Origin of the sequence: Chitinophaga sp. SYP-B3965 (assembly GCF_009647655.1) — a bacterium.
Classification (GTDB): Bacteria; Bacteroidota; Bacteroidia; order Chitinophagales; family Chitinophagaceae; genus Chitinophaga.
The window spans coordinates 152,341-178,449 of record NZ_WJFD01000004.1; the positions used below are offsets into that span (position 1 = coordinate 152,341).

Sequence of the window (26,109 nt, forward strand, 5' to 3'; positions counted from 1 at the left end):
AGGTGGTTTTTAAGGTACACGCACAAAAGGCCTGCCTGCAGTGCTGCCATTATAATAAAGAACAAAACGGTTCCGGGAAGTAAGTTCAATACGGGCATTGGTTGATACAGAAGTTCCATTTGCAGGAATCATTGTAATGTTCACGATACTTGCTGCAGTAGTACCGATGGGCACAAGCTGATAAGCGCCCTGCTCTGTGGTTATGCCATAGGACCTCATATAGGTACGATCTGTTTTGAAGGAATAAGTATTGGGGAGCATGCTGGAGGAGAGTGCCAGATTTTCGTCCTCCCAGTTACCGATCAGGTTCTCCACTGATACCGTGGGCGTGGGCTGTGGTTTTTTGGGCTTTCTGCAGGCTGCGGATACAGCTGCAATGAGTACGAGAAATAATAAAATACGTTTCATAAAAGTAGTTTAAGGGGATTATTAATTTACTACTGTACGCGGACGTAGGTTATGCCCATGGTGCCTCCAGACGATATGATCATCTGATTATGAGTCTTAAGTTCGATCGTAAACGGGGGAGTTGTTCCACCCGCCCTTGAGAATGTTACGTCTAATATCCTTACACCGCTCCCTGCTGCATGAGCACTGAAAGTACCATGCACTGTTCCCACAAAATCTCCTGCCACCATCGTATAGGTACTATCCTGCCGGAAAATGTAACCATTAGAACGTGCACTTGAAACAGGAGAGAGTTGTTCTTGCCAGGTGCCTATCAGGCTATTGATCGTTACGATCTCTTCTTTTTTAGATTTCTTGCAGGATGCGAGGATAATAACCGCAAGGGTAAGGTATAAAATTTTTTTCATGGTAGCTGGGAATTGTCTTGTGGAGCGGATCGGCCCCCCAAAATGTTACAGCCTCGGGAAAATTAACTTTCCCGGCCCAGTTCCAGCGTAAACCCAAAGGTAGAACCTACTTCTATCTTGCTGCGTACATTGATGGTCTGGTCATGTGCTTCCACAATGTGTTTTACGATGGCCAGTCCTAAACCGGTGCCGCCAATATCCCTGCTGCGGGCGCGGTCTGTTCTGTAAAAGCGTTCAAATACACGGGGGAGGTGTTCTTCTGCCATGCCGATGCCGGAGTCTGAGATCTCTATCAGCACGCGTCTGCCATCCATATTGTAAATGCTGGCAATGGTATGGCCTTCCTGTTTGCCGTATTTTACGGAATTCTCTATGAGGTTGATCAATACCTGGCGGATCTTTTCTTTATCTGCGGAAACGTGAATGGGGGCTTCACATCCTTTTTTAATACTGAATTTGATCTCTTTCTGGTTGGCTTTCAGGGAGAGAGTATCAAACACATCTTTCACAAGGTCCTGGATCACAAACACTTCCTTGTTGATGGTCATTTCCCCGCTTTCCAGTTTGGAGATCTCATCCAGGTCGTCTATCAGTCTGCAAAGGCGGTCGATGTTCTTGGTGGCGTTCTTCAGGAACATCTTGTTCACGGCGGGATCATCAATGGCCCCGTCCAGTAAAGTATGGATGTATCCCTGTACGGCAAAGATGGGTGTTTTCAGTTCATGGGAAAGGTTGAGCAGGAACTCCTTGCGGAAGGCTTCGTTCTTACGCAGGTTTTCCAGTTCTTCTTTCTTTTGAGACGCCCATTTTTCTACGTCCTCACTTACCTCGTCTATCGTTTTCAAGGGCAGGATGTTCTTGTTGAAGAAGTCTTCCCGTTTGGAAGCTTTGGTTTGGTAAATGAACTTGTAGATCAGTTTGATCTTGCGGTAGATAAAGTTCTGTAACGTATAGAGATACAGGTAGTAAGCTACCAGGAAGGTAAGGCCGAAAGCGATCAGGGTTTCCCGATAACCTACTTCCAGGATCAGGCAACCCAATCCCATTATAAGTGACAGCACAAGCGCCGTGAAAGCGGCCAGCTTCTGCGGTGAAAGATTTTTAGCTTTGAACATGCTCCAGAGTGAGTAAAGATTGTAATACCGGGAAATTAACTCAAATTTTTTATTCGCCATAATCAAACACTATCGCCCGGCCCCCGGGAGAGCTTTTCACTGAACAGTAAAATAGAAAATTGGGGGTTATTACATCTCGAATTTGTAGCCTACACCTTTAACAGTTGTGATCAGGTCAACGCCCAATTTCTGGCGGATCTTACGGATGTGTACATCAATGGTACGGTCTCCTACGATCACTTCAGTGCCCCATACCTGGTTCAGGATCTCGTTGCGGAGAAATACCCGGCCTGGTTTGGATGCCAGCAATGTTAACAGTTCGAATTCTTTTTTGGCGAGAACGATCTCTACACCTTTATAGGTAACAGTGAATTTTTCGCGGTCAATGATCAGGTCGCCCAGATGCATTTGCTGTTCTTCCACTTTGTTGAGGCGGCGGAACAATGCGTTGATCCTGCTTACCAGCAACTTGGGTTTAATGGGTTTGGCGATATAATCATCTGCACCCATTTCCAAACCTTCAATCTCACTTTTCTCGTCATTCAGGGCGGTTAAGAACAATACCATTGTTTCTTTAAACTCAGGCAACTTACGGATCTCTTTACAGGTGTCTATTCCGTTCTTGTTGGGCATCATGATGTCCAGCATGATCAGGTCCGGTCTGAAGATCTTGGCTTTTTGAATGGCTTCGAGGCCATCCTTGGCTGTCACTGTTTCGTAACCGGCACTTTTGAGATTGTAACTGATGATTTCGAGGATATCCATTTCATCATCCACTACAAGAATTTTACCTACTGCTACTGCTGGTTCCATCAACATAATGAGTTTTTTAAGATGGCACAAAATTAACTTGCTAATTCCCGATTAATAGAATGATAACATTATAAAATTGTTAAGTTAAGCCATCCTGGCATTTTTCATGCCTGTATGTAAGGTACGGAATTCAAAACGGATTTGTGCATTTGTGTACCTAGTTCGTTGGTATGATGGAATTTTTAAATGACAGTAAAATCTAATAAATATGAGGGGATTGCTATTTCCACATAATTGGTAGTAAATTTGCAGTATAGCGAGGAGTAATACACTTATATGAGAAAATTATTACTGATTATATGTTTGGGAATTGTATACAGCAATTGGGTATCGGCGCAACCACAGCAGATCAAGATCCCCATCCAGCGGCAGATCTTCCACGATAACATTGATAAAGAACAGGTTACTGCAGATAAATTCGACAGTAAAACGGATAACTATATCAAAGTGGGAGATGATGAGGCTATAAACCTGCAGGTGACCAACGCCCTCATCAAACAGGTAGATGATATTCAGATAGAAATAGAAAAAGATACCGCTTTAGACCAAAGGCTCAAGGTGAAATACCTTTCCGGCCTCCAACAGGTGCTCAAAGATTATAACAGCAAACGTGCTTTCCGGAGGATAGATGCCGCAGAGGCACCATCTATCGTACAAGCCTATCGCAGCATGATGCTGGCGGACATTAAAGGCCAAAGCATTTACCCCATTGCCCGCAAACTGAGCTTTGAATCAGGTGATAAACTGGTAGAGGTGTTCAACGATAACCCCGGCTACAAAGAATCCCGCCAGGAGATGTTTTCCAAATACGCCTTTAAGAACCTGGAGGATATTATGCCCAAACTGGGGCCTTACCTGGATTACCCGGTTACAGACTCCGTGATTGCCACGGTAGCCCGCCTGTACCCCAATAAATTACTCACTTACGCTACTTCTTATACTCCCACAGCCAGCGCCATCCGTCGTAATCCGGACCACCTGGTGCAACAGATCGTGCAGATAGGCCGTTCCAGCCAGTCTACCAAGCTGATGCCTTTCATTGATCAGTTACTGGATGGTTCTTCCACCGTAGCTGAACTGGAAGCCTCGGTAGAGAATGATGACAACTACTTCCGCCAGATGGTGAAAACCTCCATCCTGCTCCAGAAGAAGAAAGCAGAAGGGCAGAACCCGCTGGGGCTGAAATCCATGAGCGAGAATATGCGGGCTAAATCTATGCGGTATATCCGGGAGATGAATGACCTGCATGAGGAACCTCATCCCGTACGTTTCCGGATCGTAAAGGATTTTACGCCGGAAGAGCTCTATTACCTGATCGTGAACGGGCAGGAGGAGCTTTATACCTCCAGCTATACGAACGCTGCTAAAATGGGCTTATATGACCAGATGATGGCGCGTATGAAACCTCCCCGGGGAGATAGTCTGCTCATGCTGGTAAGTTTTGATAAGTTCAAGAAGTTCATTGCCATGGCGGCGGGCTTCAACACCTTAGATAATTTCCTCAAATCCATGGATCCCGAAAACGCCAACTACCTCATGGTGAAATTCGTACGGAGCCTGGAGAAAACGGAGGACCTGGAAGATGCGGTGGATGTGGCCAATTCCTTTGGCAGTATCAGAGACCCCAAACTCCTGGACTTCCTTCGCACAGAAGTGAAAAAGAACCTGGTATTTGTTACCGGCAAAAAGGATAAACGCGGGATCACCATTTACGAATTGCTGAACAGTATCTTTACGGAAGAAGGGAAAGGCAATGACTCCACTGTGGCATCTGACATGGCGGCCAAATTATCACTGCCTCCCATCAATTACGTGGAATACAGTACCCTGCCAAGTGATAGCGGCCGGGTATACCAGCAGGTTTTCTTCTATGGAGATGAAGATGGGGCCAGTTCCTACGCCAGCTTTATGGGTAATTTCCCCAGTTCTTCCTGGAGCGTGAGCAAAAACGCCTTCTGGACTACTATTACTTCTACCAAAGGGAAACCTACCACGATATACGCCAATCTCCCTCTAAAAGAGCCGGAAGATAAAACCGCCATCGAGAAGCTGGCGGAATATCTGGATGAAAAAGATATTCATCCCACGGTGTTCATTCACCGTGGCCACAGTTACCACGTGAACACTACGCTGGATAACCTGCAAAGTACTGCCCGCATCGTGATCTTAGGATCTTGTGGTGGCTACCATAACCTGGCCACCGTATTGGAAAAAGCCCCGGAGGCACATATTATCTCTTCCAAGCAGGTAGGTACCCGCTGGGTAAATGAGCCCATAATCCTGAGCTTAGAAGATATTATCCGTGCCGGCAAGAATGTGGATTGGGTGCAAATGTGGGCCGGCCTGAGCAAGAAATTTGCCGGAGACGCCCGCAACAAACCCCTGTTTGATGACTATGTACCCCCGCATAAGAACCTTGGGGCTATATTCATCAAGGCTTACAGGCAGGTGATGAAAGATTAAGAATTGTATTCTTCTATATGAGAAGGCTCGCCGGCAGGCGGGCCTTTTTTTGTTTAGGGCGCCCCGGCGGCAGAGAGGGAGTTTTTTATTTAAGGGAATTCCCTGCCGGCAGAGAGAGGTTTTTTATTTAAGGAAACTACCTGGCGGTAAAGAGAGGTCTTTTTATTTAAGAAGCTCCCCCCTGCCGGCTGAGAGGGTATTTTTTATTTAAGAAAGAAGTTCTTTTAAAAAAGTCGCCTATCTGAAAAAGAGAAAAAAAACCGCCCTTTCCTGCGCGGCAAACTCCCTGCCGGCAAAGAGTTTTAGGGAGGTTTCTTTTTCATAGAAAGGTACTTTTTTGCCCAAAAAACCTATCAGGGGCGAAAATATCGCCATTATCCCATCAATGCACCCTCCATCCCGGCTCTATAGTTGTATATCCCTATATCACTGAAAGCCCATTCCTATAACACTCCTATAGCATTCCTATATCGTTTGGATATACCTATGCTATAGGAATGATATACCAGTGCTATAGGAGCGATATAGGAGAGAGCCGAAATAGTACCAGGATAACCCTGCCAATCACCCACTTCTTTGCGAAATAGATTTATCAATTTACTTTTACAGGAATGGACAACGTAAAGGCTAAAAAGCAGGTTTTTGATTTCAGTTTGCTAAAGCGGGTATTTTCCTTTGCAGCGCCATACAAGCGCTACTTTTATCTCTCCATGTTCCTCACGGTGATGCTGGCCTTGCTTTCACCCGTACGGCCATACCTCATCCAGCTTACAGTAGACAAATACATCACAAACCAATGGGCACAGATGCTGATGGTGATGACCATCATCCAGGTGGTGATGCTGCTGATCGAAACAGCCGTAAGGTTCTTCTTCTCTTTCCTCACCAACTGGCTCGGCCAATCCGTGATCAAAGACCTCCGTGTAGCCGTCTACCGCAAAGTCACCCGCCTCAACCTGGCGTATTTCGACAAAACCCCCATCGGTACCCTCACCACCCGTACCATCAATGATATTGAAGCCATCAACGACATCTTCTCAGAAGGCATCATCTCCATCGTGGCAGATCTGCTCATGATCCTGGCCATCCTTGGCGTAATGGTGTACGAAGATTGGAGGCTGACACTCATCAGCCTTTCCCCATTCCCGGTATTGATCCTGGCCACCTGGTGGTTCAAGGAAAGCGTGAATAAATCATTTCACAGGGTACGTAATGCCGTGGCGGCTTTAAACGCATTTGTGCAGGAGCATATCACCGGCATGCTGGTAGTACAGGCCTTTTCAGCAGAAAACAGGGAGTTCGGGAAATTTAGGACCATCAATAAAGATCACCGCAAAGCCAATATAGACGCCATTTTTGCTTACTCGGTATTCTTCCCGATAGTGGAGATCATCCTCGCTATCTCGCTGGGGCTGATGGTTTGGTGGGGTGCCAACAAAGTGCTCAACTATGAAGTAACGCAAGGGGTGATGATCGCTTTTATTATGTACCTGAATATGCTGTTCCGCCCGCTGCGGATCCTCGCGGATAAGTTCAATACCCTGCAAATGGGTATGGTGGCCAGCGAACGGGTCTTTAAAGTGCTGGACAGTGATGAATATATTGCAGACCATGGCACGCATACCGCCAATGGCATGAGAGGAGAGATCAGTTTTGATCATGTGTGGTTCGGGTATAAAGAAGACCGGTTTGTGCTGAAGGATATCACCTTCCATGCAAAACAGGGGCAGACGATTGCCCTGGTAGGGCATACCGGTTCCGGCAAAACCACTATCATCAGCATCTTAAACCGGCTATACGAGATCCAGAAAGGCCGGATCATGATAGACAATATTCCTTTGCAGGATTACAAACTCTCAGAATTACGCAGCAGGGTAGGGGTAGTGTTGCAGGATGTGTTCCTGTTCTCCGGCTCCGTGATGGATAATATTACCCTTAGGAATCCTGCCATTAGCAAAGAGCAGGTGGAACATGCGGCCAAACTGATAGGCGTGCATGATTTCATTCTAAGATTGCCGGGTGGGTATGATTACCAGGTAATGGAAAGAGGCGCTACCCTCAGTTTGGGGCAACGCCAGCTGATCTCTTTTATCCGGGCCTTGTTATATAACCCCGCTATCTTAATTTTAGACGAAGCCACTTCTTCCATCGATACAGAATCAGAAATGCTCATCCAGCATGCCATCGATAAACTGATTTCCGGCCGTACGGCCATCGTGATCGCCCACAGGCTGAGCACCATCAGCAAAGCAGACCAGATCATTGTGCTGGATAAAGGAGAGATCAAAGAAATGGGTAACCACGAAGCACTTATGAAACAGGAAGGATATTATTATAAATTATATACGATGCAATTTCAGAAGGCAGGTGCTGTTGTGAACAACTAGCTTCGTGTATATTTGACATATTGATATACGATCCTAACGCGTTATGAATCAATGCAAAAGAACGAGCCACCCCATCGTTGAAAAATACCACATGATCCTCGTCAGTTTTTTCATTCTGCGTTACTATTTTATTTAAAATCGCCTACCTTTGCACAAAATTTCAGAAAACTGTGATTTCTTTCAATCGGTTCAAATATAAGCTGGTAGCCCTGATAATGGTCTTTTCAATGGCCGTTACGGGTGTATTTGCCAATGGCAATGAGGATCCCCATACAAGTGGTGATCATCCCAAAAAGGAAAAATTCAACGTAAAGGAAGTGATCTTCGGGCACGTTAAAGACGCGCACGACTGGCACGTGATCAGCATTGGCGAGTTGCATGTAACCGTGCCTTTGCCTGTGATCATGTACAGCAAAACACGCGGTATTTCCAGTTTCTCTTCTTCTGAATTTCATCATGGCCATGATGCGCACGACGGTTACCGCCTGGTAACAGCGCATTACCTGAAAGAAAAAGGCCTGAGCGATAAAGTATATACAGACGGCAGTGTGATTGCAGTAGATGGCAACGATATGCCAACCAATGAAAAGGTGTACGATCTGTCCCTGACCAAGAACATCACTTTCATGCTGATAGGCGCTTTGCTGCTGGTAGTATTGATGCTGAATGTAGCCAAGAGTTACCGCATCCGTGGTTCCAAACAGGCGCCTAAAGGTTTCCAGAGCCTGATAGAGCCGGTGATCATCTTCATGCGTGATGAAGTGGTAAAACCAAATATCCCCGGTGGTAAAGCAGACAAATACGTTCCTTTTATATTAACTATTTTCTTCTTCATCCTGATCAACAACCTGATAGGTTTGTTGCCGGGTTCTGCTAACGTAATGGGTAATATTGCCGTTACAGCAGCGCTGGCACTGATCAGTTTTGTAGTAATGATGGCCAGCACCAACAAGTATTTCTGGGGCCACATCTTCAACCCTCCGGTACCCGGCGGTGTTAAAGTAATCCTGGCGCCTGTGGAACTGATCGGTGTGTTCACTAAACCTGTTTCCCTGATGATCCGGTTGTTTGCCAATATCCTGGCGGGCCACATCATCATCCTGAGCATTATATCCCTGGTATTTATCTTTGGTTCCCTGAACGCAATAGCAGGTTATGCATTTTTACCGATCACGATTGCCTTTAACATTGTGATGATGTTGCTGGAATTGCTGGTAGCTTTTATCCAGGCGTTCATCTTCGCCAACCTTACCGCTGTATTCATCGGTCAGGCTATGGAGCACCAGGGTGATCATCATCATTAATTATGTGGAATTCATAACCGAATTTTACAACCAGAACAACAAACGCGTTAATTTTTAATTTCAAATACACATTTCATTATGGCACTTTTATCTGTTTTAATGCAGGCTACTGAAGCTGCTGCTTCAACCGGACTGGCTCAAGCTGGTGGTGCAATCGGTGCTGGTATCGCTGCTATCGCAGCTGGTATCGGTGTTGGTAACATCGGTAAGGCTGCACTGGAATCTATCGCTCGTCAGCCAGAAGCTGCGAACGACATCCGTGCAAACATGATCCTGGCTGCTGCACTCGTTGAGGGTGTTGCACTGTTTGGTGTTATCGCCGGCCTGTTGGCTGTAGTTCTTTAAGAACATCTTTATTACTGCATCCGGCGCACAGGGCAATGGATGCAGTAATACCTTTTCCCGAAAGCATAATAATATATAAACACTGATATATGGATTTGTTGTTACCGGCCTTTGGCCTGTTTACCATCTCTCTCCTGATCTTCATTATCGTTTTCCTGATACTGAAGAAATTTGCCTGGAAGCCTATCCTTTCTGTTTTGAAAGAAAGGGAAGATTCCATCACTGACTCCATTGCTACTGCAGAAAGAGTAAAAGAGGAAATGGCGCAGATGAAAGCTGAACATGAGCATGTACTGGCTGAAGCTAAAGCGGAACGCAGCATGATATTGAAAGAAGCGAAAGAAGCAAAAGATAAGATCATCAGCGAAGCCAAAGCAACTGCTCAGGCTGAAGCCAAGAAGATCATCCAGGATGCTTCTGTAGCCATCGAGAACCAGAAAATGGCAGCGTTAACAGACGTGAAGAATCAGGTGGGTAACCTCGTGATAGAAGTGGCAGAGAAAGTGTTACGCAAAGAACTGTCAGACAAGCAGAACCAGGAAGCTTACATTAAGCAACTGGCTACTGAAATCAAAATGAACTAATTAACCGGCTGAATAAAAGATTATGCAAAATCCCCGTTTAGCAGGCAGATACGCTAAATCACTGATAGAACTGGCGGTTGAAAAGAACCAGCTGGAAGCTGTGCATAGTGATATGCTGCTGTTAAAAGCTATCAGCCGCAGTAATGCGGATGTGGTTGCTTTGCTGAAGAGCCCTGTTATCAAAGCCGATAAAAAGGTGAAGATCCTGGGCGCCATCCTGGATGGTAAGATCAGCGCCATCACTTCCGGTTTTATCCGCCTGCTGGCAGTAAAAGGCCGTGAAGGTGTACTGGACGAAATTGCCGTGGCATTTGAAGAACAGTATAATGTACTGAAGAACATCACCCGCGTGAAACTCACTACTGCCGCTCCTTTAGACTCAGTGCTGCTGGCTCTGATCCGTGAGAAAGTAGAAACTTCCGCAGGCCGTAAAGTAGAGATCGAAACCTCCGTGAATCCTGACCTCATCGGCGGATTTGTACTGGAAACAGGTAACGAACTCTTTGATGCTTCCGTAGTGCGCGACCTGAAGGATATCAAAAAACAATTCCTCAAGAATATTTATATTCCTGAGATCAGATAAAGTTCTTAACAGCAGCCGCTGCGTAACCGCAAAGCTGTTGTCGTTATATTTAGTTTAAACCTTAACGACTCTTTAAAAAAAGCATAAAAATGGTTGACATTAAGCCAGACGAAATTTCGGCGATATTACGCCAGCAACTCAGCAACTTCAACGCTTCTGCAGATTTGGAAGAAGTAGGTACCGTGTTGCAGGTGGGTGATGGTATCGCCCGCGTGTATGGATTGAACAATGTGCGCTCCGGTGAGCTGGTAGAATTTGAGAACGGTACACGTGCTATCGTTCTGAACCTTGAAGAAGATAACGTGGGTGTGGTATTGATGGGTCCTTCTGCAGGAATTAAAGAAGGTGCTATTGTTCGCCGTACTAAACAGATCGCTTCCATTCAAGTGGGTGAAGGTCTGGTTGGCCGCGTATTGAACACACTGGGCGAACCTATTGATGGTAAAGGCCCTATCACAGGTGATCTGTATGAAATGCCGCTGGAGCGTAAAGCACCGGGTGTTATCTTCCGTGAGCCCGTAAAAGAACCACTGCAAACAGGTATCAAAGCCATCGATGCGATGATCCCTATCGGCCGTGGTCAACGTGAGCTGGTGATCGGTGACCGTCAGACTGGTAAAACTGCCATCTGTATCGATGCCATCATCAATCAGAAAGAATTTTATGAAGCCGGCAAACCGGTGTATTGCATATATGTAGCGATCGGCCAGAAAGCATCCACTGTTGCAGGTGTGATGAAAGTACTGGAAGAAAACGGTGCAATGGCTTATACTACCATCGTATCAGCTTCCGCTGCAGACCCTGCTCCTTTGCAGTTCTACGCGCCATTCGCAGGTGCTGCGATCGGTGAATTCTTCCGTGATACCGGCCGTCCTGCATTGATCATTTATGATGATCTGTCTAAACAAGCCGTGGCTTACCGTGAGGTTTCCCTGTTGCTCCGCCGCCCTCCGGGTCGTGAAGCATATCCTGGTGACGTATTCTATTTGCACTCCCGTTTACTGGAACGTGCAGCTAAGATCATCGCAAAGGATGAGATCGCTCAGCAAATGAACGATTGCCCTGAATCTATTAAACACCTCGTTAAAGGCGGTGGTTCCCTGACAGCTTTGCCTATCATTGAAACACAAGCTGGTGACGTATCTGCATACATCCCTACCAACGTGATCTCCATCACGGATGGTCAGATCTTCCTGGAAAACAACTTGTTCAACGCCGGTATCCGTCCCGCTATTAACGTAGGTATCTCCGTTAGCCGTGTGGGTGGTAACGCGCAGATCAAATCCATGAAGAAAGTATCCGGTACTTTGAAACTGGATCAGGCGATGTACAGAGAGATGGAAGCGTTCTCCAAATTCGGTGGTGACCTTGATGCTGCTACCAAATCCGTTCTGGAAAAAGGTGCACGCAACGTGGAGATCCTGAAACAGGCACAATTCAATCCATTCTCCGTGGAGAAACAAGTAGCCATCATTTACCTCGGTACAAATGGTTTGCTCAGTGGTATCCCCGTGAAAAATGTGAAAGCGTTTGAAGATGCTTTCCAGCATGAAATGGAAGTAAGACTGCCTGAAGTATTAGGAGAGTTTAAAAAAGGTAACCTGCCTGAAGATGGTATCAAGAAAATGGTAGCATTGGCTGACGAACTGAAACCAAGATTTGCGTAATCGCAAAAAGTTAATATACTTAAAATGGGCTGTTCCTGATCATCGGAACAGCCCATTTTTTTGGCCACAACCCTTGTAGGATATGTACTACAGGTTGACGAGTTAAATTATATTAATATATATTAATGCCTGCAAGTAAATAATAATTTTGGATAAATAAGTTTGTACACTTATTTTAGTTTAAACATTGAACCCAATAAGCTCTTATTGTTTTGTAGTATTCGTTTTTTCTCCTCCCACTTAAGCAATTCACCATTATAACCTATAAGCCTTCCTAAAGAGTGTTATTAAAATCTAGCTGTATGCGCCGCATTGGAGCATCGCTATCATTCATTATAACGCTTCATGCATGGGGAATTTCTACAACTTTTTTCGCGCAATCGAGATAAGCAAAGCCGCGCGTTTTATTTTCATCCTTTTGTTTTCATTACTGCCACTGCAGTATGCAATGGCGCAAGCTACCTGTTCAGACCCGCAACGGGTTTGTGAAACGATTAACTTTCCAGCCAAAACTAATACCACCAGCCTGGGTACTATCCGCTGTTTGGTAACCACGCCCAATCCCACCTATTTATTTTTTGAAGTAGCCACTGCCGGAAATGCTACTATCCGGGAAACAAACTCTACTAACGTAGATGTGGATTTTACTTTGTTAGGGCCTTACTCTTCTGTTAGCAATATGCTGGCAGCCTGCGGTAATTTGTTAGGGAATGCACAACCGGTGGAATCCTGCAGTTACTCCACCAATGCAAGCGAAAACATTACTTTCACAGGTGCCGTTGTAGGTGAATTTTACTTGCTTATCATTACCAACTTCGAGAATAAAGCTACTAATATAAACCTGGCAAAAACGGCAGGTTCCGGTAATGCTACTTTTAAATGTTGTACGTTAGATGCCACTGCAGTGGCTACACCAGATTGTACAGGCAGTTCAGGGTCTATCACCGTAACTGCTACCAACACCAGCACCAATGTGCAATACAGCAAGGATAACGGGGCTACTTTTCAAACCAGCAATGTCTTCAATGGTCTCACGCCTGCTACCTATTCATTAGTAGTAAAGGACGACAGCCGTTGTGTAAAATACCTTACTGCCACAGTTGCACAACCTGTGCAGAATAATATTGTAACACCCCCTTCGCAAGACCTTTGTATTAATACACAACCCGCTACATTACAGGGAACAACACCTACAGGCGCCACCGGCACTTATACTTACTTATGGCAGCAAAGCACCACCAGTGCCACAGCAGGATTTACGACGGCTGCTGGTGTGAACAATCAACAGAATTATACACCGGGGCTTATCACGCAAACAACATGGTATAGAAGAGTAGTTACTTCCGGCCCCTGCAGCAGTACTACCACCGGTGTTCCCGTGAACATCACACAAGCCACTACCATAGCGGCTGCGGGCAATGATCAGGGTTTATGTAACGTAACATCTGTTACACTTGCCGGTAATACACCTGCAGCCGGAACAGGTACCGGTACATGGACCAAACAATCAGGCCCCGCTGCAGTGATCACTACACCTTCCAGTGCCAGCACAACAGTAACGGGCCTTACACCCGGTACTTATATTTTCAGGTGGACGATCACGAACACCCCCTGTGGTTCCAACTTTGATGAAGTACAGGTGGTTGTTAACTCGTTACCTATTGCGGCGGCAGCAGGGAATGATCAGAACCTGTGTAATGTTACATCCACTACATTTGCAGGCAATGCGCCACCCACAGGTACTACATCCACAGGCGCATGGTCAAAGATCAGTGGCCCTGCTGCTACGATCACCAATGCAGCCAGTCCTACGAGTACTGTTACAGGATTAACACCAGGCACGTATGTCTTCAGATGGACGATCTTTAATGGCACTTGTACGCCCACTACAGATGATGTAACGATTGTAGTGAATGCATTGCCTACTGCTTCAAATGCAGGTACCGATCAAAGCTTATGTAATGTAACTGCTGCCACACTGGGTGGTAACACACCCGTAGCAGGTACCGGCGTTTGGACCAAAGTGAGCGGCCCAACAGCTACTATTACCAATCCAGCCAATGCTACTACAAGTGTTACGGGTTTAACACCCGGTACCTATATTTTCCGCTGGACGATCAGCAGCGGTAATTGTACTGCTTCCTCCGATGATGTACAGGTGACCATCGCAGCCAATCCCACTACTGCCAACGCAGGGCTGGATCAAACGTTATGTAACGTAACCAGCACTACCATGGCTGCCAATGCAGCCGCATCAGGAACAGGGCAATGGTTTCCCATTTCAGGCCCAACAACCCCTGTATTTACAACACCTGCCAGCCCCACAACCACTGTTACAGGATTGGTTGCGGGTACTTATGAATTTGTATGGGTGATCAACAATGCACCCTGCGCAGCCAGTACGGATAATGTGAAAGTGGTGATCAATGCATCACCCAGTGTGGCAAATGCAGGAGCAGATAAAACACAATACAATAGCGGTGCTTTTGTGATGACGGCCAATACGCCAACCGTTGGTGTTGGTACATGGACGGTAGTAACGGGCAGTGCAACGATTGCAAACCCCAATGCACCGAACTCGAATATTACCATCGCTCCTAATACCACTGCTACTTTACGCTGGACCATCAGTAACGGCAATTGTACTGCTTCAACAGACGATGTAACGCTCACCTATACACTAAACACTGATCTGAAGATCACAAAATCTGATGTGGGTAGTGTTTATCAGACCGGTAAAAAAGTAGTGTATACCATTACAGTGGAAAACCTTGGCCCATCAGATGCGCAAGGATTCAGCATACAGGATAATCTGCCAGCTCAGCTGGAGAACTATACCTGGAGTGCACAGGCAGATGGGAATGGAGTGGGCATAACCCCTTCCACCGGAACAGGAAGTATTAATGCGCTTGGTACCATACCTTTTGCAGCCGGGAACAAAATTGTTATTACGGTAGAAGGTTTTGTAAAACCCGGCGTAGTGGGAGCAGCTGTAATTCCTAATAGCGCCAGTGTTACTGCCACCGCTGGTGTAACTGATCCTGTGCCTGGTAATAATAGTTCTGCCGTAACAGGCACCGTGCAGAACAATCCGCCGGTAGCCAATAATGATCAGTACACCACTGTGAGAGATGTAGCTGTGAGTGGGAATGTTTTAACGAATGATACCGATCCTGAAAATGATCCGCTTACAGTGACCATTACGCCGGTAACACCACCTGCACATGGTACGCTGCTATTAAATGCTAATGGTACATTCACGTATACGCCAACGCCAGGTTTTGCCGGTACAGATGGTTTTGTTTACACGGTATGTGATAATAAGGGTGGTTGTGCGCAGGGCACCGTAACCATTTCAGTAACGGCACCAGTAGCAGATCTTTCTGTTACTAAAATAGCTACGCCTGCGCAGGTGGTAGCAGGTTCTCCATTATCCTATACCATCACTGTTACCAATGCAGGCCCTTCCACCATTCTTGCCGCTGAAAGATTTTTGGTAGAAGATAATCTTCCTGCGGAATTCACAGCAGATACCTATACTGCCAGCGAGGGAACATTTGATGCAGTGAGTGGTGGCTGGACCGGTGTGCAGTTTACACCGGGTAAAAGTATTACGCTCATCATTGCAGGGCATATCAGTGCTTCATTCACCGGTAATTCCATTGTGAATACGGCTAATGTAACGCCTCCGCCAAACTTTACAGATCCCACGCCTGCCACCGGCAGTGTAACCACACCAGCCAGCAGGGTGATTGAATTACAGCTCACCAAAACAGATGGTAAAACATCCTATGTACCGGGTACTAATACTACTTATACTATCACGGTTACAAACACCGGACCTTCAGATGTAGTGGGTGCACAGGTGAGTGATGTACTTCCTGCAGGCATTTCCGTTGCATCATGGACAGCAAATGTTTCAGGTGGTGCCAGTGTTCCTGCCAGCAGTGGTACGGGTGCCATCAGCCAGTTAGTGAACATACCGGTGAATGGCACCATCGTGTATACGTTCACGATGGTAGTGCCACCTGCATTCACCGGTAACCTGGTGAACACGGCAACGGTAAGTACACCATCCGGTTATACAGAAAATAATACAGCCAACAATACAGCTACGGATACAAATACGCCAGACCTGCAATATGATATCAACATTTCTAAAACAGCACCATCAAGTGCAGTGGCGGGTGCTGCTATTCATTATGAAATAACGATACAGAATGCAGGACCATCCAATGTGGTGAATGCAGCCATTGCAGATGTGGTGCCAGCTTCTGTTCAGAGCGTTACATGGACGGTGAGTACACAAGGCGCCACCACCGCCAGTGTAGCCAGTGGTACAGGGAACGATATCAGTTTTACCGGCAGCCTTCCTGTTGGCAATGCGAATATAATTGTAGTGGCCGTGAATGGTACTATCAGTGCCAGCGCCACCGGTGTAATTCAAAATACGGCGAGTATAACACCATCGGGTAAACCAGTGATCAACTCTAACCCGGCTGTCACTACGTTGCTGAAACAAACGGGCCTTACTGTAGTAAAATCCGGCCCTGTTTCAGGAAGCAGTGCTGCGGGTGCTCCAATAGAATATATTATTCAGGTCACCAATGCAGGCCCTTCCGATGCAACAAGCATTGTGATCACAGATGTGGTACCTGCAGATGTTACCAACGTTAGCTGGACGGCCACGCCACGTGGAAGTGCCAGTGTAGTAACAGGCAGCGGTACCGGTAATAATATCAGCACAACAGGTGCTGTTGCTGCCGGTGCTGGTAACATGATAGAGATCCGTGTGAACGGAACCGTGCGGCCATCTTTCACCGGCGTACTTACCAACGTAGCTACTGCCACACCGCAAACCGGCACACCAGCAACGGATTCAGACGTTACAACTATTGAGAATACTCCCGGCCTTGTTATTACAAAAGCAGGCCCCGCACAGGTAGATGCAGGTGGCGCTATTTCATATACTTTATCAATTAGCAATACCGGGCCATCAGATGCAGTGAATGCAAGCATCACGGATGTTATTCATACAGACATTCAGAATGTACAGTGGACGGCTACCGCAGGTGGTGCAGCTACTATACTTTCAGGTGCCACCGGTACAGGAAGTAATGTTGGCTTAACGGCAAATATTCCTGCAGGTAGTGGTAACACTATTACGGTGCAGATAACAGGTACGGTGAAGCCAGGCGCATCAGGCAGTGCCAGGAATACGGCCAGTGTGCAGGTACCAGGCCAGCCACCTGTTATATCCAATGAGATCAGCACACCTATCAGTAACCGCCCCGGCATCTCTATTATCAAAACTGCGGCGGACACGGTGATTGCCGGTGAACAGATCACGTATCTCATAACAGTTCAAAACGCAGGCCCGTCTGATGCATTCAATGTAGTGATCAGGGATACATTACCTGCTCAGTTACAACATGCCGTGTTGAATACAGTAGACAATGGTAATGCAGAAGTATTGTCTGATGCGGTGAACGGCCAGATCGTTGAAGTGAGGGCCAACATTCCTGCTGGCAGCGCCAACAACGTGTTGATAGTAATTAATGCCACAGTAGCTCCTTCTTATACCGGTGATATTTTCAACAGGGCTACGGCGGTATTGGCCAACGGAGATATTATTCCGAGTGCACAGATAAAAACAGTAGTGAAGAGCGAGCCGCTCATTAAGATCTCAAAAGCTGCACCTGCAGAAGTGGCGGCTGGCGATAATATTACTTATGTATTGACGGTGACCAATGAAGGGCATTCTGATGCGCCTGAAGTGAACATAGAAGACCTCGTACCTGCGGAGATCAATAATGCTACATGGATAGCGCAAGCAGAGGGTAGCGCATCTGTTTTGTCCGGTGCAAACGGCACTGGTAATGTTGTAAGGGTAAGAGGTGCATTACCCGCAGATCCGCAGGGCAAGATCATTGTTACCATCACCGGCAAAGTAAACCCTGCTGCTACGGCAAACCTGGCAAACTTTGCAACTGCCACACCACTGGGCAAACCTACTATCAACTCAGATACAACAGATACCCGGCTTATTTCTGAACCAGCATTACAGATCTCAAAAGCTGCTCCTGCAGCTGTTTCAGCAGGTAACGCGATTGCTTATACGATCATTGTTAGCAATAACGGTTTGTCTGATGCAAAAAATATAACCATTACGGATCTATTGGAAGCAGAAGTGAAAAATGCAACATGGACGGCTACAGCTGCTAATGGTGCAACAGTACTGAGTGGCGCAACAGGAAATGGCAGCAATGTAAATGTAACGGGAAATATTCCTGCCGGCAGCGGCACCATCACTATTACTATTAATGCTACAATAGACCCTTCTTTTAAAGGGGTAGCGAATAATACAGCTACTGCAACCGTGAGTGGCCAGCCACCGGTGAGCAGTAACGCCAATATCAGGATAGATAATACGGCAGCAGTGCGCGTTAAGAAAACAGGCCCGGCTGCTATCATTGCAGGCAATCGCCTTACTTATGATCTTGTGATCACCAATGATGGGCCTTCAGATGCCACAAACATTAAGATCTCAGATATAGTCCCTGCAGCTATATTAAATCCTGCCTGGACGGCTACTGCCATTGGATCAGCTACTTTGTTATCCGGTGCAACCGGGAGTGGTGCTAATATGGAGGTCAGTGGAAATATTCCGTTTGGAAGCGGAAACCGTATACAGATCACTATAGCCGGAACAGCAGATCCTGCATTTGAGGGAAATATTACTAACAGCGCAACGGCCAAAGCAGACGATCAGCCGTTGGTATATTCAGATACCGTATCAACAAGTATTACCAATAAGCCCAACCTCTCTGTATCTAAACAGGGAAGTGTATCACTTGCAGCCGGCAGCAGGATCAGCTATATAATAGCTGTTGCAAACAATGGCCCCGCATCTGATGCAAAGAACATTACTATCACAGATGTAATACCTGCACAAATTAAGAATGCTACATGGGCAGTGGTAACAACAGGCAGTACACAGGTATTAAGCGGTAATAGCGGCAGTGGCAATAATGTAACTGTAACGGCCAATATACCTTCTCAGCCTGCTTCCACCCTGAGTATATATATAGACGGAGATGTAGACGCTAACTTTACAGGAACAATGGAAAACCATGCCAGTGTGCAGGTTCCGGGTCAGCCATTGCTTGTTTCTGATACAGTGAGAACTACGGTTACCAATGAAGTGGATATGCAGATAGTGAAGAGCGCACCACCTAAACTGGCGGCAGGTGAGCAGATCACATATACTGTGAATGTCACTAATAACGGGCCTTCCAACGCCAAGAACCTGCAAATAAGGGATACCGTACCTGCTGCTATCGCGAATATTACCTGGGTAGCTACTGCCAGTGGTAATGCGCAGATCGTTGGCACCGCTAACGGCACTGGCAATATTATCGGTTTAACAGGTAGTTTCCCTCCGGGTGTTGCCAATGCAGTGATCGTAACTGTTACGGGGGTGATACAACCTGGTTATACAGGCGCACCAATAGAAAACCGTGCTTACGCTTTACCCGTTGGCAAACCGGTGGTATCAGATACCGCCACTACCATTATAGAAACCAGGCCGGGCATCAATATTACCAAGTCTGGCCCCGTTTCCCTGAAAGCTGGTCAGCCGGTTACCTATAATATTCACATCACCAACGCAGGGCCTTCAGATGCAATAGGGCTGGCCATAAAAGATACCATCAATGCAGCTATTCTTAATCCTGCATGGACAATTGCAGTGGCTGGTGCAGGCACTACCATAAGCAGTGCCAGTGGCACCGGCAATATTAATGTAACAGGTAATATTCCTGCAGGCGCAGATCGTGTGATTGATATCACCATAACGGGTGTGCTGGACCCTACCTTTAGCGGAACTTTTATCAGGAATGTGGCGTATGCAGTGCCGGTTGGTTTACCAGGCGTATCTTCTTCCGTCTTTACCAATACCAGCAAGTCTGCCGATGTACGTATTTCTAAAAGCGGGCCTTCTAATGCAACCGCCGGGGAGAACATTACATATACCCTGGAAGTTACCAACAACGGGCCTTCCAATGCTACTAACATCAACATAAAAGATACCTTGAATGCATTGATCACCAATGTAGTCTGGGGAGCTTCCACCACTGGTGGTGCAACTGTGAGCGATGCCGGTAGTGCCGGAAATGTGATCAACCTTATCGGTAATCTGCCTGCGGATGGAAGTAAGCTGATCATTACCATCAATGGTAAAATAAATCCCGCAGCACCAAACGGCGCCATCACCAATACGGCGAGAGTTGTGCCGCCGGCAGGTGTAACAGATTTTGCAGCAGATGCGAGTACTGTTACCACCAGCGTGTTGAGGCAGGCAGATCTTGTGCTCGTGAAAAGCGGCCCGGCCAACAGGACCGCAGGGGAAAGCATTACTTACAAACTGGTGGTTACAAACAAAGGTTTGTCTGATGTTACCGGAGCAGCTATCATTGATTCCTTACCGGCAGATATCCTCAACCCGGTAGTAACTGCAACACAAACGGGTAGTGCCACATCTGTGATCTTACCGATTGTGAATAATGTAGTACGTGTAACGGGCAATATACCTGCCGGCAGTGCTAATTCTATTACGATCACTATCACCGGCCTGGTAGATCCCGGATCACAACCTGTAGCTATTCGTAATACCGCGAAAGTGCTGCCTCCAGCTGATGTGACGGAAACCATACCGGAAACAAACACCAGTACCATCCAAACGAATATCACTACTGATGTGGGTGTACTGATCTCAAAATCCGGTCCTGCATCTGTAAATGTGAAAGATCCTATTACATATACAATTGAGGTCACCAATACCGGCATCTCCCTTGCAAGCCCTGTAAAAATAGCAGACACGATTCCACCAGAGATCACAGGTGTAACATGGACGGTAGCTGTGGAAGGAGCTGCCACCAGTGCCACACCGCTAAGCGGATCAGGTAATATCATAGCTGTGACAGGTGCCATTGAAGGGCTTTCTGCAGGGCCGCGCGGACGCATCATCATTACGGTGAACGGAACGGTGAGCACAAGTGCAGGATTAACCATCACCAATACTGCCAGCGCAGAAATTGATGGTAAGAGAGAAAGCACGGTGATCACCAGCGTAAATAAATCTGTAGATCTTTTCCTGAATAAAACGGCGCCAACCAGTATTGCTGCGGGCCAGCGGATCGTATATGGATTGACGCTTACCAATAACGGACCTGCGGATGCCGTGGGTGCATCTCTTACAGATAATGTGCCGGCTGGAATACAGAATGTAACCTGGACGGCGACGCCAACCGGTGGCGCAACCGTAAACACGCCTGCCGGTTCTGGTAATAATATTGCAGTAACTGCAGATGTACCTGCCAATACAGGGATGGTGTTCTTTAGGATTGAAGGCACCGTAGATCCTGCATATGCCGGTACACTGATCAATACTGCCACCGCAGTGCCTGCTGCCGGTGTTACAGACCCACGGCCTGCAACGGTGAGTGTGTCTACTATAGTGAATAAACAAACCGGCCTGTCTATCACTAAATCTGGTCCATCTGTTGTACCAGCTGGTTTGCCTGTTACATACACACTGAATGTGATGAATGCAGGGCCTTCCAATGCTACTGCCGTAAATATTACAGACCTGGTACCGGTACAGATCACCAATGTAACCTGGTCTTCTTCCGTAAGCAACGGAGCGCTTGTAACTGCCAATGGAACCGGTACCGGCAACCCGGTAGCGTTAACAGCCAACATACCCGCAAATGGTGCTGTGGTGGTAAGGATAGAAGGAACGGCCGATCCGTTGTTTAATGGTACTATCAGCAACGTAGCCACCGCAGGTAATAATGATCAAACGGTGATCAGTGATTCACTTAAAACACAGATCAGCTATTCACCTACACTGGAGATCTCTAAATCCGGCCCTGCTAATATCAATGCAGGTGAACGTATTAATTATGTGATCACACTTTCCAACAACGGGCCATCCGTTGCGCAAAATATAAATGTAGTGGATGTGATACCAACTGCATTGCAGGACGTTAAATGGTCTGCCGTAGCAAATGGTACTGCAGCCATCAGTGGTGGTGATCTTACAGATCAAACAGGTAATGTTGGTTTTGCGGCTACTTTACCTGCGGGCACCACCAACAATATCATCATCACCGTGAATGCACAGGTGGATCCTGATGCGGTAGGTAATATCATGAACATTGCACGTGCCATTCCGGGAGGAGGATTACCGGAAACAGCAGATACAGTGGTGACCGCTATCCGGAATATACCCACATTACGCCTGGAAAAATCCGCTCCTGGAGCAGTAAGTTCCGGCAGTGAGCTGAACTTTAGTATCAATGTATTTAATGATGGTCCTTCCAATGCGAAGAACGTAACCATCACGGATACATTATCTGCCCAAATGCAGAACGTTACCTGGTCTGCCACAGGGGTGGGTGCAGCTACGATCATTGGCGGAAATCTTGTGAACCAAACCGGGAATGTGAACTTCGTGGCCAACATACCTTCCGGTACTGCGAACATCATTAGTGTAACTATTAATGGTAAAACAGCTGCTGCATTTGCCGGTGTACTGCAAAACACTGCTTATGCCAAACCATTAGGTGAACCACTGGTAGCATCCAATACTACCAGCACTACTTTAACAAATCAACCGGGATTACGCATCATCAAAAATGGCCCGCAAACTGCCAGCGCAGGTACTGGTATCAGTTATATGATAGAGCTTTCCAACAGCGGCCCATCTGATGCAGCAAACGTAACAGTAGCAGATGTGATCCCTGCGCAATTGAAAAATGCATTGTGGTCTGCAACCGCAACCGGCAGTGCTTCCATTACCGGTGGAAATATTACAGACAGCAATGGCGATGTGAATTTCACAGCCAGCATTCCTGCAGGAGATGGCAACCGTGTAGCAGTAACTATCAGAGGAACATTGGATGCAGGAGATACAAATACCGTCACTAACATTGCCACATACACAATACCCGGAGCGCCACTGGTAAGCAGTACACCTGTTGTAACAAAAGTTACGCTGGACCCTGGTATTGAACTGAGTAAATCAGGGCCGGACAGTATTGCAGCAGGGAACCGTGTACGTTATGTGATCATGGTAGAAAATACAGGGCCTTCCAATAGTGGTAACATCAATATTACAGATACAGTGCCTGTTCCTATCCGTGGTATTACATGGACGGCCACCGCTACAGGAACCGCTACTATTCAGGGAGCCGCTAATGGTGCAGGTAATCTCATCAGCCTGCCGGTGAATATTCCTGCAGGCAGTGGTAATACTATCATGCTCACTGTTGAAGGCACTGTTCCTGCAACATATGCAGGCCAGTTGAAGAATATTGCCACCGCTAAAACAGGAAATGTGGTGCTCTCCATAGATTCCATTACCACACTGGCTTATGTAAGCACCAACCTGAATATTACAAAATCAGGGCCGCAGGTGATAGCAGCTGGTTTACCTGTGCAATATACCGTGAGCGTTAATAACAGCGGTGTATCTGATGCCACTAATGTAACGATCAAAGACCTGGTGCCTCCTCAGATCAGGAATGTAGAATGGACGGCAACCTTACAGGGAGCAGCACAACTGATCAATAATAGCCCGGCTAACGGAACAGGTAATGATATTCAATTACAGGCCTACATTCCTGCAGGTACAAATAATGTGATACAGATTGAAGTGAACGGAACAGTTGATCCTGGCTTTACAGGTACCATGCTCAATACGGCCATTGCCGGAAATATAAATGGCGATGCAGATACAGCTGCTGTAAGTACAAGTGTAACAAAAGAAGGCCGTATCCTGATCAATAAAACAGGCCCGCTGAAGATCGCTGCAGGCAATACGGTGAGTTATAACCTCAGTATCACCAATGCAGGGCCTTCAGACCTGGAGGACCTTGATATTACAGATGTGGTGTCTCCTGCTATTACAGATGTGAACTGGACTACTTCCACTACCGGTAATGCTCTCGTAACAGTTGGCAAAACCGGCCAGGGAAATAATGTGGTGATCAGGGGAAATATAGCCGGTGATGTGGGCAATACCATAACGGTGCAGATCACAGGTAAATTAAATGCAGATGCAACCGGCAGTATCACCAATATGGCCTTCGTTAAAAAACCGGATGGCAGCGTAGATCATTCAGATACGGCAACGACACAAATAGAACAGGAAGCAGATCTGCAGATAAAGAAAGTAGCACCGGATAAAGAAGATGCCGGTACGCCAATGGAATATGTAGTGACCTTGCAAAACAATGGCCCTGCCAATATCAAAAACATGACGGTGAGGGATACTGTAGCTGCACAGCTCACCAATGTTACCTGGACGGCTGCTACCAGCGGTAATGCAACGGTGAGTACACCAAATGGTACAGGTAATCTCATTGTTTTCAATGCAGATCTTGCTGCCGGTAGTGCCAACCAGATCCGCTTGCGGATCACCGGTACTATTGACCCTTCATTTGCCGGTATTGTGTCAAATATGGCAGTAGCAGAAACTACAACGGGCAAACGGATCACTTCCAATATCACAGAAACAGTTGTCGGCAGAAATGCGGATATCTCCATCACTAAAACAGGAAAGGATAACGTGATCAATACAGACAGTATGTCTTACATCATCACTGCATCCAATGCAGGTCCCGGGGTGGCAGATGGAGCTGTGATCACAGATCAGTTGCCCGCAGCCATGAATAACATCAACGCAAGGGTGGTAGGTACAACAGGCAATGCAGGAAACGTAACACTTAGTGTGGTGAATAAACTACTGAGTGGAACAGTGGGAACTTTCCCTGCCGGAAGTAGTGTAAGGATCCTGGTATCCGGTACAGTGAGCGGAACCGGGCGAATGACGAATATAGCTTCCATTGCTCCGCCATCACGTGTACAGGATGCAGATACCGCAGATAATAAAACACCGGGTGTAAATACAGACATCGTACCGCAAACAAAACTGAAGGCTACGAAGGAAATATTAACCGCTGCACCTTATCCTGTTGGCAGCACCATTCGTTACAGGTTAACAGTGAATAACCCTGGCCTGCTGGCATTAAACCCTGTTGTTTTCACAGACCAGTTACCTGCACGCACCAAAGTGTCTGCCCCTGTTATAACAGCGCCTGCAAAAGGAACGGCGGTGTATAATGCAAATACACAGCAGATAAATTGGAACATTGGTTTAATGGATGGCAACACCAGCGCACAACTGGAATATGCATTAACGATCATAGATACGGGCGCTATTTCCAACAAAGCAGTAGTAGATGTTCCGGGCACCAATGGTTTCACACCAGCCATCCCGGATTCAGGGTTGATCAATGTTACGAGCGAATACCTGGCTAATCTGAAAGTGGTGAAAGAGCTGAATACGGCGGCGCCTTATAAGATCAGGGACGTTGTTACGTTCACCATCACTTTAACGAATGCAGGGCCGAATAAAGCTACACGTGTTATTGTGGAAGATGTGATTGCCGCCAACCTGGATGTTCCGAGAGATATCATTGTAAGTGCTGGTGCTACCAGCTACGATCCAGGCACCCGCCGTTTTATATGGACGCTGGATAGCCTGGCCGCAAATGGCACCGCCACCTTACGATTCGGTATCAGGATCAACAGCGGGGGTAGTGTTACCAACACGGCCAGCGGTACATCCGCAGAAAAAGACCTGGTGCCGGGAGATAATACTGCTGTGGTGCCAGAACAACCCATCACCGGAGAAGTAGTGTTCATTCCGAACACCTTCACACCAAACGGAGATGGCAAGAACGATAAACTCGTGATCCTGGATATCACGAAATTCCCAGGCTCTGCTTTGGTAGTGTATAACCGTTGGGGAAACATAGTATATCAATCCAAAGATTATCAAAACCAATGGAATGGTTCCGGACTGAATGAAGGAACCTACTACTATACCCTGGAAGTAAAAACACCACAAGGTGTGAGAGTATTTAAAGGATGGATTGAATTGTTACGATAGCTATTAAAAGAAC

12 protein-coding genes are annotated in these 26,109 nt (G+C 46.7%); 8 read left to right on the plus strand and 4 right to left on the minus strand.

Annotated features, from left to right (window positions below; genetic code table 11):
- Positions 1-9: 9 nt before the first annotated feature.
- From GFS24_RS21745 to GFS24_RS21760, 4 genes are all read right to left on the minus strand, one after another.
- Positions 10-408, minus strand: coding sequence for a hypothetical protein (locus tag GFS24_RS21745; RefSeq protein ID WP_153663200.1), 399 nt, complete (start codon positions 406-408; stop codon positions 10-12).
- Between the two features lie 29 nt (positions 409-437).
- A complete protein-coding gene (locus GFS24_RS21750; protein ID WP_153663202.1) occupies positions 438-815 on the minus strand; it encodes a hypothetical protein in 378 nt (125 codons plus the stop codon).
- 62 nt (positions 816-877) lie between these two features.
- Entirely contained in the window at positions 878-1,930 is a 1,053-nt protein-coding gene (locus tag GFS24_RS21755; RefSeq protein WP_173003153.1) for a cell wall metabolism sensor histidine kinase WalK, read from the minus strand.
- Between the two features lie 129 nt (positions 1,931-2,059).
- Positions 2,060-2,749, minus strand: a complete 690-nt coding sequence (locus GFS24_RS21760; RefSeq protein WP_216647484.1) for a response regulator transcription factor — start codon at positions 2,747-2,749, stop codon at positions 2,060-2,062.
- A gap of 270 nt (positions 2,750-3,019) precedes the next feature.
- Between GFS24_RS21760 and GFS24_RS21765 the strand changes: the two genes are divergently transcribed.
- From GFS24_RS21765 to GFS24_RS21800, 8 genes are all read left to right on the plus strand, one after another.
- On the plus strand, positions 3,020-5,206 hold the full coding sequence (locus GFS24_RS21765; protein WP_153663210.1) for a hypothetical protein: 2,187 nt from the start codon (positions 3,020-3,022) through the stop codon (positions 5,204-5,206).
- Between the two features lie 611 nt (positions 5,207-5,817).
- Positions 5,818-7,593 (plus strand): ABC transporter ATP-binding protein, encoded by a 1,776-nt coding sequence (locus GFS24_RS21770; protein WP_153663212.1) that lies wholly within the window; start codon positions 5,818-5,820, stop codon positions 7,591-7,593.
- A gap of 170 nt (positions 7,594-7,763) precedes the next feature.
- The gene (gene atpB / locus GFS24_RS21775) at positions 7,764-8,897 is read left to right on the plus strand and encodes a F0F1 ATP synthase subunit A (protein ID WP_371731300.1); all 1,134 of its coding nucleotides are present in this window, start codon (positions 7,764-7,766) and stop codon (positions 8,895-8,897) included.
- A gap of 78 nt (positions 8,898-8,975) precedes the next feature.
- Positions 8,976-9,242, plus strand: coding sequence for an ATP synthase F0 subunit C (gene atpE, locus GFS24_RS21780; RefSeq protein WP_153663214.1), 267 nt, complete (start codon positions 8,976-8,978; stop codon positions 9,240-9,242).
- 89 nt (positions 9,243-9,331) lie between these two features.
- Entirely contained in the window at positions 9,332-9,826 is a 495-nt protein-coding gene (atpF, locus tag GFS24_RS21785) for a F0F1 ATP synthase subunit B (protein WP_153663216.1), read from the plus strand.
- Between the two features lie 22 nt (positions 9,827-9,848).
- Positions 9,849-10,409 carry an ATP synthase F1 subunit delta gene (atpH, locus tag GFS24_RS21790; RefSeq protein ID WP_153663218.1) on the plus strand — a complete coding sequence of 187 codons (561 nt, stop codon included), beginning with the start codon at positions 9,849-9,851 and terminating at the stop codon, positions 10,407-10,409.
- A gap of 89 nt (positions 10,410-10,498) precedes the next feature.
- The gene (gene atpA, locus GFS24_RS21795) at positions 10,499-12,076 is read left to right on the plus strand and encodes a F0F1 ATP synthase subunit alpha (RefSeq protein ID WP_153663220.1); all 1,578 of its coding nucleotides are present in this window, start codon (positions 10,499-10,501) and stop codon (positions 12,074-12,076) included.
- A gap of 418 nt (positions 12,077-12,494) precedes the next feature.
- A complete protein-coding gene (locus GFS24_RS21800; RefSeq protein WP_173003154.1) occupies positions 12,495-26,096 on the plus strand; it encodes an Ig-like domain-containing protein in 13,602 nt (4,533 codons plus the stop codon).
- Positions 26,097-26,109 lie beyond the last annotated feature (13 nt).